13 protein-coding genes are annotated in these 14,484 nt (G+C 52.3%); 7 read left to right on the forward strand and 6 right to left on the reverse strand.

The genetic code is table 11. From position 1 onward, the window contains the following. On the reverse strand, window positions 1-541 hold a 541-nt coding region (locus tag HOLDEFILI_RS18910), incomplete at its 3' end, for an FMN-binding protein (RefSeq protein WP_006059904.1). A 418-nt stretch (window positions 542-959) separates the two neighbouring features. Between HOLDEFILI_RS18910 and HOLDEFILI_RS20090 the strand changes: the two genes are divergently transcribed. Together HOLDEFILI_RS20090 and HOLDEFILI_RS20095 are read left to right on the forward strand one after the other, a co-directional pair. Continuing rightward, complete coding sequence (locus HOLDEFILI_RS20090; RefSeq protein ID WP_006059906.1) at window positions 960-1,958, forward strand: cache domain-containing protein; 999 nt, start codon at window positions 960-962, stop codon at window positions 1,956-1,958. Window positions 1,959-1,960: 2 nt separating this feature from the next. Beyond that, window positions 1,961-2,563: a GGDEF domain-containing protein gene (locus HOLDEFILI_RS20095; protein WP_208854969.1), complete on the forward strand. Its 603-nt coding sequence runs from the start codon at window positions 1,961-1,963 to the stop codon at window positions 2,561-2,563. Window positions 2,564-2,761: 198 nt separating this feature from the next. On the opposite strand, the gene HOLDEFILI_RS18485 is transcribed toward HOLDEFILI_RS20095, so the two are convergent. Both HOLDEFILI_RS18485 and HOLDEFILI_RS11620 read right to left on the reverse strand, forming a co-directional pair. Further along, window positions 2,762-4,633 (reverse strand): serine hydrolase domain-containing protein, encoded by a 1,872-nt coding sequence (locus tag HOLDEFILI_RS18485; protein ID WP_050766972.1) that lies wholly within the window; start codon window positions 4,631-4,633, stop codon window positions 2,762-2,764. 153 nt (window positions 4,634-4,786) lie between these two features. Next, window positions 4,787-5,575 carry a ZIP family metal transporter gene (locus HOLDEFILI_RS11620; RefSeq protein ID WP_006059910.1) on the reverse strand — a complete coding sequence of 263 codons (789 nt, stop codon included), beginning with the start codon at window positions 5,573-5,575 and terminating at the stop codon, window positions 4,787-4,789. 196 nt (window positions 5,576-5,771) lie between these two features. On the opposite strand from HOLDEFILI_RS11620, the gene HOLDEFILI_RS11625 reads away from it, so the two are divergent. From HOLDEFILI_RS11625 to HOLDEFILI_RS11635, 3 genes are all read left to right on the forward strand, one after another. Beyond that, a complete protein-coding gene (locus HOLDEFILI_RS11625; protein WP_006059911.1) occupies window positions 5,772-6,779 on the forward strand; it encodes an acyltransferase family protein in 1,008 nt (335 codons plus the stop codon). A gap of 170 nt (window positions 6,780-6,949) precedes the next feature. Then, entirely contained in the window at window positions 6,950-7,954 is a 1,005-nt protein-coding gene (locus HOLDEFILI_RS11630; protein WP_050766973.1) for a phosphodiester glycosidase family protein, read from the forward strand. Between the two features lie 12 nt (window positions 7,955-7,966). After that, complete coding sequence (locus HOLDEFILI_RS11635; protein WP_006059913.1) at window positions 7,967-9,301, forward strand: hypothetical protein; 1,335 nt, start codon at window positions 7,967-7,969, stop codon at window positions 9,299-9,301. 250 nt (window positions 9,302-9,551) lie between these two features. Here the strand turns inward: HOLDEFILI_RS11635 and pduL are convergent, their stop codons facing one another. Continuing rightward, window positions 9,552-10,127, reverse strand: coding sequence for a phosphate propanoyltransferase (gene pduL, locus HOLDEFILI_RS11640; RefSeq protein ID WP_039864838.1), 576 nt, complete (start codon window positions 10,125-10,127; stop codon window positions 9,552-9,554). Window positions 10,128-10,194: 67 nt separating this feature from the next. Beyond that, entirely contained in the window at window positions 10,195-11,577 is a 1,383-nt protein-coding gene (locus HOLDEFILI_RS11645) for an NAD(P)/FAD-dependent oxidoreductase (protein WP_006059915.1), read from the reverse strand. 111 nt (window positions 11,578-11,688) lie between these two features. On the opposite strand from HOLDEFILI_RS11645, the gene HOLDEFILI_RS11650 reads away from it, so the two are divergent. Both HOLDEFILI_RS11650 and HOLDEFILI_RS11655 read left to right on the forward strand, forming a co-directional pair. Next, a complete protein-coding gene (locus HOLDEFILI_RS11650) occupies window positions 11,689-12,444 on the forward strand; it encodes an alpha/beta hydrolase (RefSeq protein ID WP_006059916.1) in 756 nt (251 codons plus the stop codon). Window positions 12,445-12,604: 160 nt separating this feature from the next. Then, window positions 12,605-14,125 carry an arylsulfotransferase family protein gene (locus tag HOLDEFILI_RS11655; RefSeq protein WP_006059917.1) on the forward strand — a complete coding sequence of 507 codons (1,521 nt, stop codon included), beginning with the start codon at window positions 12,605-12,607 and terminating at the stop codon, window positions 14,123-14,125. 117 nt (window positions 14,126-14,242) lie between these two features. On the opposite strand, the gene HOLDEFILI_RS19815 is transcribed toward HOLDEFILI_RS11655, so the two are convergent. Beyond that, window positions 14,243-14,484: hypothetical protein (locus HOLDEFILI_RS19815; RefSeq protein ID WP_006059918.1), on the reverse strand; the 242-nt coding region annotated here is incomplete at its 5' end.

Below are 14,484 nucleotides of genomic sequence, written 5' to 3' on the forward strand. Positions count from 1 at the left end.
GCTCGTCGATGTTCAGATCCAGGATTTTACCCTCTTTATCAAACAAAGCGTTCAGCACAACTTCATTGAAGCTGTAAACCGAGACTTCCTTGTCATCCTTGCCCGGACCTAAGCGGCCGTTGGATACGACGGCTAACCCCTGATAAAGATCGGATGCCGCGACTTCCTTCGGCTTTTCTTCCTTTTCCGCCTTTTCAACATACGGATAGGCTTGCGGATCCAGCGCATTGTTGACCGCGTCCTTGATTCCCTGACTGGAGAACGTCGCGCCGCTGACATTATCGACGTCAGTGGAGTTGGCTTTCACGATCGCCTGCGGCAGCTGTTCGATCGCCTGCGAACCAATGCCCTGCGTTTCCTGATCGCCGATCGCTTTGACGTCTGTAATCTTCCCGTCCTTGCGTGTGACGGTGACGGTGATCAAACCGCCGAAACCATTGCCCTTGCCTTCCAAGGTTTCAGTTTTGGCTTCCGGAGCACTGCAGGCCGCTGCGGAAATCAACAGTGCGGCCGCGGCCAGAAGCCGAGTCCATTTTTTCATAACTTTTTCCTCCCTGTGGTGATTTCAGCATAGCATGACCTGATAAACCAGGACAGTCGTTTGCTTCAGACAGTATGGATTATCATAGAACTATTATGGATAAACACAGATGAGGAATGGGTATTGGATAAGGAATGGAGAAGGGGAAGTTTTCCTGACCGACCATTCCGACGCTTATCCGAGATCCATAATTCCAAAATCAATCTAAATTATGCTAGAAATCGAACGAATGATTCAACCCTGTACGAATAAATTGGCTTTTTTCCTAACAATGATTTATCATTGAATTATAAGTACCAAGTTTATTATCCATTCGTCTTCAGTTTTCATTCTTTTCAAGTTTCCATTTTCCGCCGTTTTTCAGCATTATCCTGTAAAAACGGCGGTTTCCGCTTTTTTTCAGTAAGGGGGAGTTCCATTGAAAGCGTCAAGCAGAAAAGTTCCGCACCGCCAGCTCGTTCTCGGCTTGTTTTTTCTCATCGTCAATCTGATTGCCGGCAGTCTGATCGCCGTTCAGGAAACGCAGCACATCCAGCAAGTGTTAGCCCGGCGCGGCGAGCAGGCGCAGGAAAAGCTCGGCGGCGTTATGGCGGACTACACGCATTCCTTCCAGCTGTTCGCGCAGCTGCTTCAGCAGACCCTGGACGCGCATCCGGATCCTGACGTCATCTGGGATGATCTGAAAACGCTGGACCGCAAGCTGGCTGCGATTGAAGGCGATACTTTCGACGGCGTTTATATGGTGTATCAGGATCGTTATCTGTACAGCTGGGATACGCCGTATTCGCAATATGAAAGCACCGGCTACCGGCCGCAGGACAGACCCTGGTATCAAGACGCCGTTCAAGGGCAGGGCGCGATCGTCTTCACGCCGCCGTATATGAGCTACGCCAATCATTACATTCTTTCCACGATCTCCCAGCTGCAGCCGGATCAGGAAACGGTGTTCGCCTACGATATCAAGATGGGCAATATCCAGCAGTTAGTCCGCGAACTGGGCAGTTATGACCAGGAACAGCTGTTGGTCTATGACGCCAACGGCACGATCATCGGCAGCACCGAGGAAGCCTATCTGGGCAGCACCCTGACCGCCGACGCCGCGGCAGCCCAAACCGCGCTGCAGCAGGCTCGGGCCGCCATGGAGGCCTTGGAAGAAGGAACCGAGGCATGGCAGAAAGCGAAAGAACAGGCCGAGGCGGCCGAAGCCTTCGCTCAGTTTCGCAAGCAGGGCGAGCATGGTCTTCAGACCTTACTCGATCAGCCGCGGAAGGCTTCGCTGATCAAGCTGGGTTCGCGGCAGGTCTACGGCTATCTCAGCCCCGGAGAAGATTATCAAATTCTGATTCTGGTGCCGCTGGGGTCTCTGCTCGGCGCCACCGCGCAGGTCTGGCTGCTTCCGTTTTTGGTTTGGAATTGATCTTGGTCTACGGTTTGAGCCGCGTGCGCAAGGAATGGAACACGCGCGAGCTGCAGCAGGCCTACGTCGAATTGGGTCAGACCCAGAAGCGGCTGGAAATCGCCTTGAAAGCGGCGCAGAAAGCGGCGGCAATCGACGATTTAACCGGCACGATGAATTTTAAATCCTTCCGTCAGAATGTAACGGAACAAATCCAGAACATGCAGGAAACGGATGCCGGCATATTGATCATGCTGGATGGCGATCATTTTAAAACGATCAACGACAATTATGGTCATCAGGTTGGCGATGAAGTGATCAAGCTGGCGGCCCAGATGATCATCGGCCGTATCCGCACCGTGGACTTGGCTTCCCGGCTGCATGGCGACGAATTCGCAATCTTTATCGCCAATACGCAGGACTACACCGTGGCCCAAAAGATCGTCGGCGACATCAACGCTTCGTTAGTCAGCGAATCCGCGCGCCGGCACATGCCGAATATCACGTTATCCGCCGGCGCGGTGATCGTGCGCCGCGGAAGCAATTACACGCAGCTGGCCAAAGTTGCCGACGCCGCTCTGTACGAAGCCAAATCGTCGCATGACGGCGGCTTCGCGCACGCTTAGGGTTACCTTTGAAGCTCCACCATGAATTAGTGTTCCTGTCATCCGCTTCCTCCTGAAGCGTTCATCCTATGGAATATAAAAAGACGCTGACCGCAGGATCACTCCCTGCACACATTCAGCGTCTTATCTTTTTTCTCTGCTTATCCGGATCCATCCGGATTCCAGCTTGATTACTTTGGAAATAGGGAAGAGTTCAGGTCAGATCAAAAGCAGATAACCGCTTGTTGCGGGCTGAATCTGATCTTCGCTCAAAGTGTCCCCAACGACGTTGAGATCCTCGTCCAGCACCATCAAGCGGCGGCCTTCCGGAACGCTCAAGGTTCCGTCAAAGCGCTGCTCCAGCCGGAACGTCTGCGGCTGCTCAGCGAAGCCCTGGCCTTCGTAGACCGGCAGCGTATCCGTCCGCTGATATCGGTAGGAAGCCACCTCGCACAGGTCTGCCTCTCCCCGGGTGAAGAAATAGGGATCGATCAGATCGCGGCTGCCGTTGCACGGCGTGCGCAAGAAACCCCGGCCATGATTCTCATCGGCGGGGATAAAGCTGCCGTCAAAGCCGCCGCTGTACACGTCGCTGCCCTGCCGGCCGCTGAAGGACGCGACTACGATGCCCTCAAAGCCCGGCAGCGCCTGCAGGCTGAAGCCCGTCATGATCTCTCCGATAACCAGATCCTCCGGACTCGGGTTAACGACGACATACCGCTGATTCAGACGCTGGTTCCAGACATCGCTTAACGGTTTAAAAGATTTTGCCTTCATTGCGACCGGATAGGTCTGGCCGTTCATCTCACTCATCAGATACTGATCGCCTTGAGCTTCGGCAAAGAAATAACTGACTTTTTCATTCGCAATCCAGCGGCTTCCGTCATAGCGCAGATACGTTTCCCATGGATAAGCCTGCGCTTTCAGCGGTGTTTCCTGAAAATGCGCAGTCCCGCCCTGCATCGCAACCTTAACGATCGCGCTGGGCATCAGATAGGTGCCGCAGCAGGTCTCGGAAACCGCCTGCGGAATAGCCTGCGACCGGCGGTAGATCGAAATTCCCTGCTTGTCCAGCAGCCACTGCGCTAAAATATGCAGCGCGGCCTGGGTCACGTCGATCTTGCAGTCATGGGTTTCGCTGATCGCCAGCACCGCGTTGTACTTCGGAATAACAATCAGCTGAGAGGTGAACTGAAAGCTGTTGCCGCCCTTGCGCAGTACCCCTTCACCCAGATCAAAATCCGGATCGCGGAAATCGACGGTATCCCAGCCTAAACCGTAAGCCGGACTTTTCTGATCCTGCGGCAAAAAGGAAACGCCCTGTTTCTTCGCCATTTCCCGCTTGCTCGCTTCGCTCAGCACCGGATTTTCCGTTAAGAACAGCTGGCCGAATTTGCACAGGTCGATCATCGACGTCGTCAGACCGCCCGCGCCGTCGACTAACAACAGCTCTGCCGGCTTCTTTTTTTCATGGACTAACGGATTCTCCGGATTGCGGTTTTCAACCGTCCGGGTCGAACCGGCTCCGATCGGATCCGTGATGTTCTCGCGCAGAAACTCGCTGTACCGCTGACCGCTGACGCGCGCGACGACGATTTCCGCCAGGGTGAAGCCGTCGTTGCAGTAAACTGAATATTCGCCCGGCTTTGCTTTCAGGTGACTGATCGCCAGGTAGTCGAGCACTTCCTGATAATAATCCCGCTCCGTTAACGCCGTGACGGAAAAGCCTTTCCATTGTGTCCCCGGCAGCCCGCTGGCGTGATTTAACAAATGCCGCACCGTGATTTTTTTATAATCTTCATCGAGCATTTTAAAATCCGGCACATACTGAACGACCGGCGTATCCAGCTCTACCAAACCACGCTGGACTAAGATCATCACCGCCGCGGTGCAGTAAATTTTCGATACCGAAGCTACGTTGTAGGTGCATTGCGGGGTCGCCGCAATTTTTCCCGGCTGATCCTGCCAGCCCAAAGCATCGGCCGCCGCCAGCTCGCCGTTGATTTGCAGGGCATAGGAAACTGACGTATAATCCTTGGCCAGCGTCATGCTTAAAAAGTCCGAGGTTCTTTTACTCCATTCACAATCCATAACTTTCCACTCCTTATTTTTGTTCATTATACCGCATATTAACAAGAAAAGACAGGACGGTTCGCGCGGTCAGCCGCGGATGTCCGTCCTGCCTTCGATTTTCAATAAAGAATCGGCCAAGCTTGTTCCATCGTGCGTTTTTTCTTTTTTCGCTCAACCAAGCGCAACGTCGAGAATCATCATGATCAGAAAGCCCAGCATGAAGCCGAGTGTGCCGATGTGGGTATGTTCGCCCAAATGGGCTTCAGGAACCAATTCCTCAACGACGACAAAGATCATCGCCCCGGCCGCGAACGAAAGCAGCCACGGCATCAGACCCGCGATCTGCGAAGCAGCCAGAACGGTCAGGATCCCAAAGATCGGCTCAACGATTCCTGACAGGCTGCCGTAAAGAAACGCTTTGAAGCGGCTGAAGCCTTCCTGCCGCAGCGGCAGTGAAATCGCCGCGCCTTCCGGAAAGTTCTGAATCCCGATGCCGATTGCCAGCGCCATTGCCGCCGACATCATTGCCGGATCCTGATGCTGCGCCGCCATCGCGAACGCCAGACCCACGGCCATCCCTTCTGGGATGTTGTGCAGCGTCACCGCGGAAACCAACAGTGTCGTCTTTTTCCAGTTCGTGCTGAGTCCCTCCGGCTGTTTCTCTTCCAGATGCAGATGCGGAAGCAGATGGTCCAGACCATACAGGAACACGCCGCCTGCCGCAAAGCCGAGCGCCGCCGGCACCCAGCCGACCAAGCCCATCGCCTCCGCCTCGCTGATCGCCGGGATTAACAACGACCACACCGAAGCCGCGACCATCACCCCAGCCGCAAAGCCGAGGAATCCCTTCTGAATATTCCCGCCGATTTGATTTTTAAAAAAGAAGACGACCGCCGCGCCGGCCGAAGTCAAAAGAAACGTAAATCCGGTGCCCAGGGCCGCATAAGCAATTGCATTCATCTTCACTCCTCCTTTGTTATGTTAGATGCATTTAACTTTATAAGTTCATTGTAGAGAAAGCCGCAAAGAAAGTCAATTCTGACGCTTTCGAGCTTTCAATTCTTTCATCTTTCTTTCAGAGCGAACAGTTTTATACCCACCTGTTTCTTAAATGTGGTATCCTATTAAAAACAGAGTAGATTAAAGGAGCGATACCATGACCTCTGCCAAAACCCGTCAGTATCCTGCCGTCGATGTGATGAAATTTGTCTGCGCGTTTCTCGTCATCGTCGTCCACACTTATCCCTTTTATGAAGTCTGGCCTGATCTGGGCTTTGTCACAAGTAATATATTAGGAAGAATCGTCATTCCGTTTTTCTTTATTTCCGCCGGTTATTTCATGCAGATCGGCCGCTGTCACAAAGATGAGAATTACTTCCGCAGCTACATCAAGCGGTTGATCAAGCTGTATCTGATCTGGAGCGTGATCTATATTCCCTTCGGCATGCACAAGCTGGGCAGCATGATGGAGATCAGCGGAGCGCTGTGGCTGGCAGCCTTGCCGATCGCGCTGTTCAACATCGGCACCTACTTTCATCTGTGGTATATGTCGGCGCTGATCTTTGCGATGGTGTTCTGTCATTTGTTTTTAAAGAAATTTTCAATGAAAGCGTTATTGATCTTGGGCGGCGTGTTGTTTTTATTCGGCTTGATCGAAACGTACCACGGACTGATCACCAACGAAATCCTGCTGCAATCGGTCAACACGTACTTCCTGTTAATGTTCACGACCCGCAACGGCCTGTTCTTCGGCGTGCTGTTCGTCGCGCTGGGCATGGCGCTGGCGGATCAGAACCGGGTGGAAGCGATCCGCCATCCATTTGCCAAGGCGGCCGCGGCGTTTGGGCTGCTGGTTGTCGAAGCGTTTACCGTGCGGCACTTCCACTGGGCGCTGGATTACAACATGTATTTAATGACCGTGCCGTTTATCTTGTACTGGTTCGCCGGGCTGTTGCGGACAAGGCTGGATTGGAAACTGAATTTCAAAGCCCTGCGCGAGTCGAGCACCGTCATCTATTTCTGTCACGCGATGTTTCTGGAGCTGGGCGAAATCTTGTTGGGTTCGCTGTATTTAACCAACGGAGCGGTACGGTTTTGCTTTGTCTTCCCGCTGACGATGATCATGACGGCGATCATCCGCAAGTGGCTGCCGTTTCTGAAATAGACCGATCCTTACAAAAGTGTTCGCCGAATGAAAGCTTTTTTCTATGACAATTTCTCGCTTTTATACTATAATGATACACGAACCTGTTAAAAAGCCTGATCTGAGCTGAAATGTAATCTTTCGGCAGATCAATTAATGTAAAGTTCCAAGAGATAGAAAGGTGGGATTGGGTGGCAAAGCGAAAGCGAAACCGCACGCGGAAAATCAAACCCTTTACGATTTTACAGAAAACGTATATGATCGCCGGCGTTCTGATCCTGGCGGGCATGATTACAGTCTACGGCTCGGCGATGATCGTGCTGAAAGGTCCGTCAGTCACCGTCAGCAACCTGCTGACGAGCACGATGATGGAAACCCGGACGTTAAAGAGTATCGCCCGGCTGTTTTTCTCGGAAGAGGAAATGGAAACGATCATGAACCGCAACTCCGTCAGCGATACGGATGAAATCACGGATTCAGAAACCGATTTCATCATCGACGAAAGCAAGAAAGATAAAATTGAAATTATTGATATCAAAGGTCCGACCTACGAAGGCAAGCTGATGATCGTCTACGATCCTTCGCGAATCCATCTGGCGGTCAATTCGGATCTTGGCAACAGCAATGAGGGTTACTTCGTGGAGGAATACGTCAAAGCGAACGACGCGATCGCCGGCATCAACGCCGGGGGCTTCGACGATCCCAACGGTCAGGGAACCGGCGGAATTCCCTACGGCATCGTCATTCAGGACGGCGAACTGGTCAGCGGCGGTTTAGACGATTACAACTCCGTGATCGGCTTCAACGAGCAGAACAAGCTGATCGTCGGCAACATGACCGGCCGGCAGGCACTGGAATACGGACTGCGCGACGCCGTTACTTTTAAACCGATCTTCATCGTCAATTACGTTCCGGTTGAAGTCACCGGCACCGGCGGTGGCGTGAATCCGCGCACCGTCATCGGCCAGCGGGAAGACGGCGCTGTACTGTTGTTAGTCATCGACGGCCGGCAGACGACCAGTCTGGGCGCTTCCTATTCCGACTGCATCGACATCATGACCCAATACGGCGCGATGAACGCGGCGAATCTGGACGGCGGTTCTTCCTCCGTCATGGTCTACGACGGTCAGATTATCAACAACGTGGTTTCCATGAACGGAGACCGCAAGGTACCGACCGCCTTTATCGTGAAATAACAGGAGGGCCTCATGAGCAACAACGACGAACAAAAAAAGCCGGCGGCCGCGCCGAAAAAGAAAAAACCGGCGGGCAGTCCGACGTCTAAACGTCCGGCAAAGCCAGCCAAGGCCGATAATCCGCCGAAGAAAAAAAAGAAGAAAACGGAAGCCGTCCTGCATCACAGCCCCGAAGGTCATACCGGAGGGAAACAGGAAACTACCGATCTGTGGCATTTATCGGTCGAGCGGATCCGTGAAGCTTCTGAACGGGAGCGCAAAAAGATCAACTCTTCCAATCAGCAATTCCTCTATTTTCTGTTGAAGCTGTTTCTGGTGTTAATGATCTTGGGCAGCGCGATCATGTTTTTGACCTGGAAGGTCTTGGAAAACTATGAAAAAAGCACGCCGAACGGAGCAATGACCGCTTACGTTCATCTGCTTCAGGCGGACAACTACGATAAGATTTACGAAAACTCTACGGTGATTTTCACTCAATTCAATGAGAAAGAACCTTACATCGAGTATCTCAAGTCGATTTATGAGGGCGTCGATCTGAAAAAAGCGGTGTTCTCCAAAAAAGCGTATTCCAATGATACATTCCTCTATTATGACATGATCGTCGACAAGCAGAGAATCTCGACGCTGGAGCTGATCTACAATGAAGAGGCCAAGCAGTGGAACGTGCGGACCGTCATCGACGCGCGCAACTTCTATATCGAGGTCTTCGGCGACGCGCAGGTCTACGTCAACGGCATCCGGCTGAACGAGAATTACATCACGGAGCGCAATGTCAGCTCCGACGCCTATTCCAACTTGTTTGACCTGAACCAGGCGCCGTTAGTCACCCGTTATCATATCGATAATCTCGTCGGCGTTCCGACGGTTACAACCCAGGACGACACGAAATACAGCATCGTCAAGGACGCGCTGGCCGACCGCTTCTACATCGGGGATCAGCCAAACGGAGCGATGGAGGAAATCATGCGGACACGCATCCGCGACACCGCGATGACCTATGCGAAATACATTTCCGAGGACACCCGCTTCTCCGATCTGCAGCAGTATTTATACCGCCGCACGGATTACTACAAAGCGATTTCCAGCTTTGTCAATCGTTACTTCTCCACCCATGATTCCTATCGTTTCGATAACATGCATATCAGCGATTTGATCAGCTATGGCGAAGACGTCGGTTTCACCGGCACAATCTCGTTCGATTATGTCGTTACGATCGAAGGCGAGAAGTCGCAGACTTATTCCAACACCTATCAGATGACATTCTTAAACGTCAATGGCAAATGGCTTTGCAGCAATCTGGTGATTGCCAATCAAACTCAGCCGGAGGCGAAAACGGAGACGGAATAAACAAAGCTCGTCACAACAAAAAAACAATTACATCCCAACGGAAAACCGGAAACCCCGGTTTTCTTTTTTTTGCACCGGCGATCGTTAACCTGCTTGTATAATTCAAAAATTGATTCCGCGGAGCACACGGCCTTGCGCTCAGGGATGAAAAACAAAAGCTCAGATTCACGCTTAACAATGAACCCTGCACAAAGCGCAAAAAAAGCGGACCTCGCCGCTTTTTAAGTTGATATCGGGAAACGCTCGTTCCTTATTTAATGATTTCGCCCAGGGCGGAACCGGAAATCGCCGCCGCATTGGCTTCGTCAGTATCAATATGCATCGCCAGCGCGTACTTTTCAGAAACGCGGACAACCGTATCGCCGAACGTCAGGCTGCGGCCGTCGGTATCGATCTTCACGGAAACGATCTGACCGTTGGTGACGCCGTACTTTTCAGCATCCGCCGGGGTCATGTGAATATGCCGCTTCGCTGCGATCACGCCCTTGGTGATTTCAATCGAGCCGGCCGGGCCGATAATCGTAATGCCCTGCGTACCTTCGATATCGCCGGATTCGCGGATCATCGCTTTGACGCCGACGGTGCGTGCTTCAGTCAGCGACAGCTCAACCTGCGTTTCAGGACGGGTTGGTCCCAGAACGGACAGCTTCATTTCGCCGCGTTCGCCTTTGATCGTTACCTTTTCGTTGGAAGCGAACTGGCCTGGCTGGGACAGCTCCTTCTTAACTGTTAATTTGTATCCTGGGCCGAACAAAGCTTCGACGTCGGCATCAGTCAGATGGATGTGCCGTGCGGAAACTTCAACTAATACTTTTTCTTCTGACATAATTTTACTCCCTCTTTCTTTCATGTTCATTATAGTCAATTTATGGGCCTTCGGCAATGGAATTGATTTATTTTTTAGTCAAAATTTCGCCGATGATCAGTCCGTTGGCCGCCGCCTGGGACAACGAGCGGGTAAAGCCTGCGCCGTCGCCCAAAGCGTAAATTCCCGGGCAGTCTTTGATCTCAAAGTCAACGCAGTCCGGGCGGGCGGAGTAATACTTGCATTCCACGCCGTACAGCAGCGTATCATAGTTAGCGGTGCCTGGCGCGACTTTATCGAGCGCGTGCAGCGTTTCAATGATGTTGTCGAGCTGGCGCTTCGGCATACACAGGCTCAGATCGCCCGGCACAGCGTTCAGCGTCGGTCTGACCGTCGACTGCTTCAAGCGTTTCTCATCGGTACGCCGGCCGCTTTCCAGATCGCCTAAGCGCTGGACGAGCACGCTGCCGCCGGAAATCTTATTCGCCAGCGACGCGACGTAGCGGGCGTAATCGATCGGATCGTTAAACGGTTCGGTAAACCGGATCGTGCAAAGCAAAGCGAAGTTGGAGTTGTCTGTCTTGCGGTCCAGTTCCTTGTACGCATGACCGTTGACCGTCAGTACCCCGTCGGTGTTCTCCGTAACGACCAAGCCGCGCTCATTGAAGCAGAACATCCGCGTCGTATCGCCATACGCCTTCGAGCGATACAGGATCTTCGGTTCGTAAATTTTCTTGGAGAAATGTTCCCATACCATCGCGGGCAGTTCAACGCGCACGCCGATATCGACCTGATTGTTCGCACAGGCCACGCCGTTGCGCTTGCACCAGTCCAGGAAAACCCGGCTGCCGGCCCGGCCGACCGCGAAAACCACCTTGTCGCCGACGACGCTGTATTGCTTGCCGCGGTGAGTGAAGAAGACCTCATGGGTTTCCTTGTTGACATCCGTGACGGTGCACAGCGTTTCAATCTGAACGCGCTGCTTCAGATCGTCAACTAAGCGCTGCATCGTCTTCAGATTGGCGTCCGTCCCCAAATGCTTCAGCTGCGCCTGCTGCATAAGCAGATCGTAGCGCAGACAAAGCTGCTTTAATTCATCATTCGGCACAAACCGTTCCTTCTGCGCCCCAAAGCGCATCAGCACCTGATCCGCCTGTTCAATATAATCCATGACCTTGGCCGGTTCCATGAAATCCGGCAACCATCCGCCGTATTCCGTTGAAATGATATACTTGCCATCGGAGAATGCACCCGCCCCGGCGATGCCTTCCATCACTGCGCACGGTTCGCATTTCAGACATTTATCCGCCTTTCCTGAAATGATCGGGCATTGCCGATGCTCTAAATCCAATCCCCGTTCCAGAAGCAGAACCGACGCTTCCGGATCCCGCTCGGCAATACGATAAGCGCACATCAGTCCGCCGATGCCGCCGCCGATGATGACGACATCATACTTGTTGTTACAGTTCAACCCTTATTCCTGCCTTTCTGTTAAAGACCTTTTCCCGTCCTTCATTTTATCACAAAAAAGAAGGATTCCCAATGTTTGTATGATATAATAGGACAAATTGGAGGAAACAAAATGATTCTTGAAAACCCGCTGAAAGGAACGCGCGCCAAGCGGCCGGTCATCATCTTCCTGCATGGCTTTGGAAGAAAACGGACAGGCGAGCTGGAGGCTTTCCAAAAGGCGTTTGAAAATGATTATGATATTTTGATGCCCGAGCTTTTCGATCCTGAGGATCCCAAGGATTCCAACGGAATTCTATGGGCGAACCGGGCGCTGCATGTCGTGGAGAAGGAACTGCTTAAACAAAGAAAGGTAATTCTCGGCGGATTTTCTATGGGCGGCGTCATTGCCAGCTGGATCGCCACGCTGCTGCCGGTGGAAAAGCTGATCTTAACCGCGCCGGCTTTCGATCTGATCAATCTGAAAAACACCGGGAACATTCTGGCGTCGTTGATCACCCATTTCACGCATCTGGAATCGCCGCAGGAGATCGCCAACTTCAACGGTCTGCCCGCGAATTTCTTTCAGACGCTGATCGACGTTGTCGTTCAGTTCCGGCCTTACGCTTCGCAGATTTCCTGTCCGGTGCTGTTAATCCACGGATCCCAGGACGGCATCGTCTCCCCGCAAAGCTCCCGGATCGCCTTCGCCAAAATGCCCTCGGCTCAGAAGCAGATGTTTGTCATTGAGAATGGCCATCATGTCTTATTTGAGGACGAAGGTGTGTGTCCGGAAGTACTCGCTTTGATCCGGCTGTATCTGGAGGATCAGATCGTCATCCGCAGCGAGACACCGATGCCGGAAAGCACGGAAACTTCATCCTGCTGAGCAGGGAATAAAGCCGGGTTTTCTCAAAGTCTGTCCTTCGGGCTGCCTGAGAAAATCCGGCTTCTTTTTAGTAATGATTTCAAAATTATTACATTTTTATGACATTCTTCACCCAAATTCCATGATTCTCTTTTATAATAATCCCATGAGGTGAATGTGCATGAAATGGAATCGTTCTGACTTGCTTCGTCTTTTACCCTGGGGATTGCTGGGCCTTGCTTTGATTTTCTTCGCCGTCCTGGGCTTTTCTTCCGAGGAAGCCGCGGGCTGCGCTGTCAGTATCAGCGCCGACGGCAGTCATCTCGGCGACCTGTTGACGACCAGCGACCTGGAAATTCAGATCAACGGTCTGCCGCTCTCGCTGGATCTCTCCCAAACCGCCCCGATTGCCGCGCCGCTGTCGTTAAGCCGTGAAACGGCGAACATCCTGACCTGGACGACAAGCGACCGGGATCTTCAGCTCAGCTGGAATGGTCAGAAGCTAACATCCCCGGCCGCGATCGAAGTGGATCAGCTCAGTCCGCAGACAACCGCCACGCTGACGATCCGTAAAGGAGACTGCCGGCGCAACGTCACCGTTCAAACGCTGCCGGACAGCTTTCCGGCTGTGCAGTTTACCGGTCACAGCCGCAGTGAAGGAGATTTCTATGGGGATCTGATGAACGACGACGGTGATTCCTACATCTTTAAAATGGATAACGACGGGCAGCTGTTGTATTATTACCGCGGGTTTTATAATAAGAGCGGTTCGGTCATGAACTTCCAGAAGCATGAAATTGACGGCGTCACCTATTATTCCTTCTTTGAACCGACGGCGAACATTTCCGATCATCTGTTATATATGGGCGTGCAATATGGTCATATCAATATCTTGGATGATCAATATCAGCGGATTAAACAGGTTGAACTCCTGCCTTCAGATGCGCTGCCTTCGGGCGGGATGTGTGAAAATCATGAATTCCTGATGCTGGGTGAGAACCATTACCTGATCACTGGTTCCGTGGATCAGAATATATGGATGTCCAGCGAAGGACGGTATGTCCGGATCAAGGCGGCGCTGATTCAGGAAATCCAGGATGACGAGGTCATCTTTGAGTGGTGCAGCAGCGATTATCCGGCCTTATTAAAACAATCCGTGGAAAACAACGACTATACCAACACGAACGATCTCTATTATGCCGCGGATTACGCGCATATCAACAGTCTGTGCGTCGACCCAAGCGATGGCCATGTGATCGCTTCGTTCCGCAATCTGGACGAGGTCTTAAAGATTGACCGGCAGACCGGTGAGATTCTCTGGACTTTAGGCGGTTTGGGCGATGATTTCGGCTTAACCGAGGACCAGCTTTTCTCTCGTCAGCATTATGCCAAGCTGACGGATACGGGAACGCTGCTTCTGTTTGACAACGGCAACGCCAACGAACAGACGCGGATTCTGGAATTCAAGCTGAATGAAAAGAATCGATCCGTGACATCGTTTCAGGAAATGATCGTCGCGGGGAAATATTCGTTTGCGACCGGCTCGGTGATGAAGACCGAAGCGGACACCTATGTGATCGGCTGGGGCACGGGCAGCGTCCATTCCTTAATGAGCGAGATCGATTTTGAGAACCGGGAAGTCATCGCGGAAATAATCCCGGCGTATGGACAATACAGCTACCGGGTTGTGAAGTTCAAGTAGCGGTTTGCGGCGATATCCAAAGTAAAGGACTGGGAGTTTCGTCAATGCTTCCAGTTTTTTCATATTAAAAATTCAGGTAAAGAAGTGAATTCCTTCTCTACCTGACTTTTTGTCCCTTTAATCGATCAAGGCTGGCGGATAGGCTTGAAGCAGCCGCTGCAATTCCTGCTCTGTCACCGGCGTGGCCGATCCATGACGGACATCCTCATTCGGCAGCGTATATTCCGATTCTTCCAGCCAGCGCAGATCACTGTCTTCGCCCAGCGTTGAGAACTGCGCGACGTGGAAGGTTCCGTACGGGTAATAGTCCTCGTACAGGTAATATTGATCTTCACCATTGACCGGGAAGACGAACGGGC

It is taken from the genome of Holdemania filiformis DSM 12042 (assembly GCF_000157995.1).
GTDB classification, from domain to species: Bacteria; Bacillota_I; Bacilli_A; order Erysipelotrichales; family Erysipelotrichaceae; genus Holdemania; species Holdemania filiformis.

Excerpts from the sequence above, each read along its gene's own strand:
- HOLDEFILI_RS11650 (WP_006059916.1), top strand. The coding sequence starts at position 11,689 with ATGATTCTTGAAAACCCGCTGAAAGGAACGCGCGCCAAGCGGCCGGTC.
- HOLDEFILI_RS11655 (WP_006059917.1), top strand. The coding sequence starts at position 12,605 with ATGAAATGGAATCGTTCTGACTTGCTTCGTCTTTTACCCTGGGGATTG.
- HOLDEFILI_RS11635 (WP_006059913.1), top strand. The coding sequence starts at position 7,967 with ATGAGCAACAACGACGAACAAAAAAAGCCGGCGGCCGCGCCGAAAAAG.
- HOLDEFILI_RS11620 (WP_006059910.1), bottom strand. The coding sequence starts at position 5,575 with ATGAATGCAATTGCTTATGCGGCCCTGGGCACCGGATTTACGTTTCTT.
- HOLDEFILI_RS18485 (WP_050766972.1), bottom strand. The coding sequence starts at position 4,633 with ATGGATTGTGAATGGAGTAAAAGAACCTCGGACTTTTTAAGCATGACG.
- HOLDEFILI_RS11625 (WP_006059911.1), top strand. The coding sequence starts at position 5,772 with ATGACCTCTGCCAAAACCCGTCAGTATCCTGCCGTCGATGTGATGAAA.
- pduL (WP_039864838.1), bottom strand. The coding sequence starts at position 10,127 with ATGTCAGAAGAAAAAGTATTAGTTGAAGTTTCCGCACGGCACATCCAT.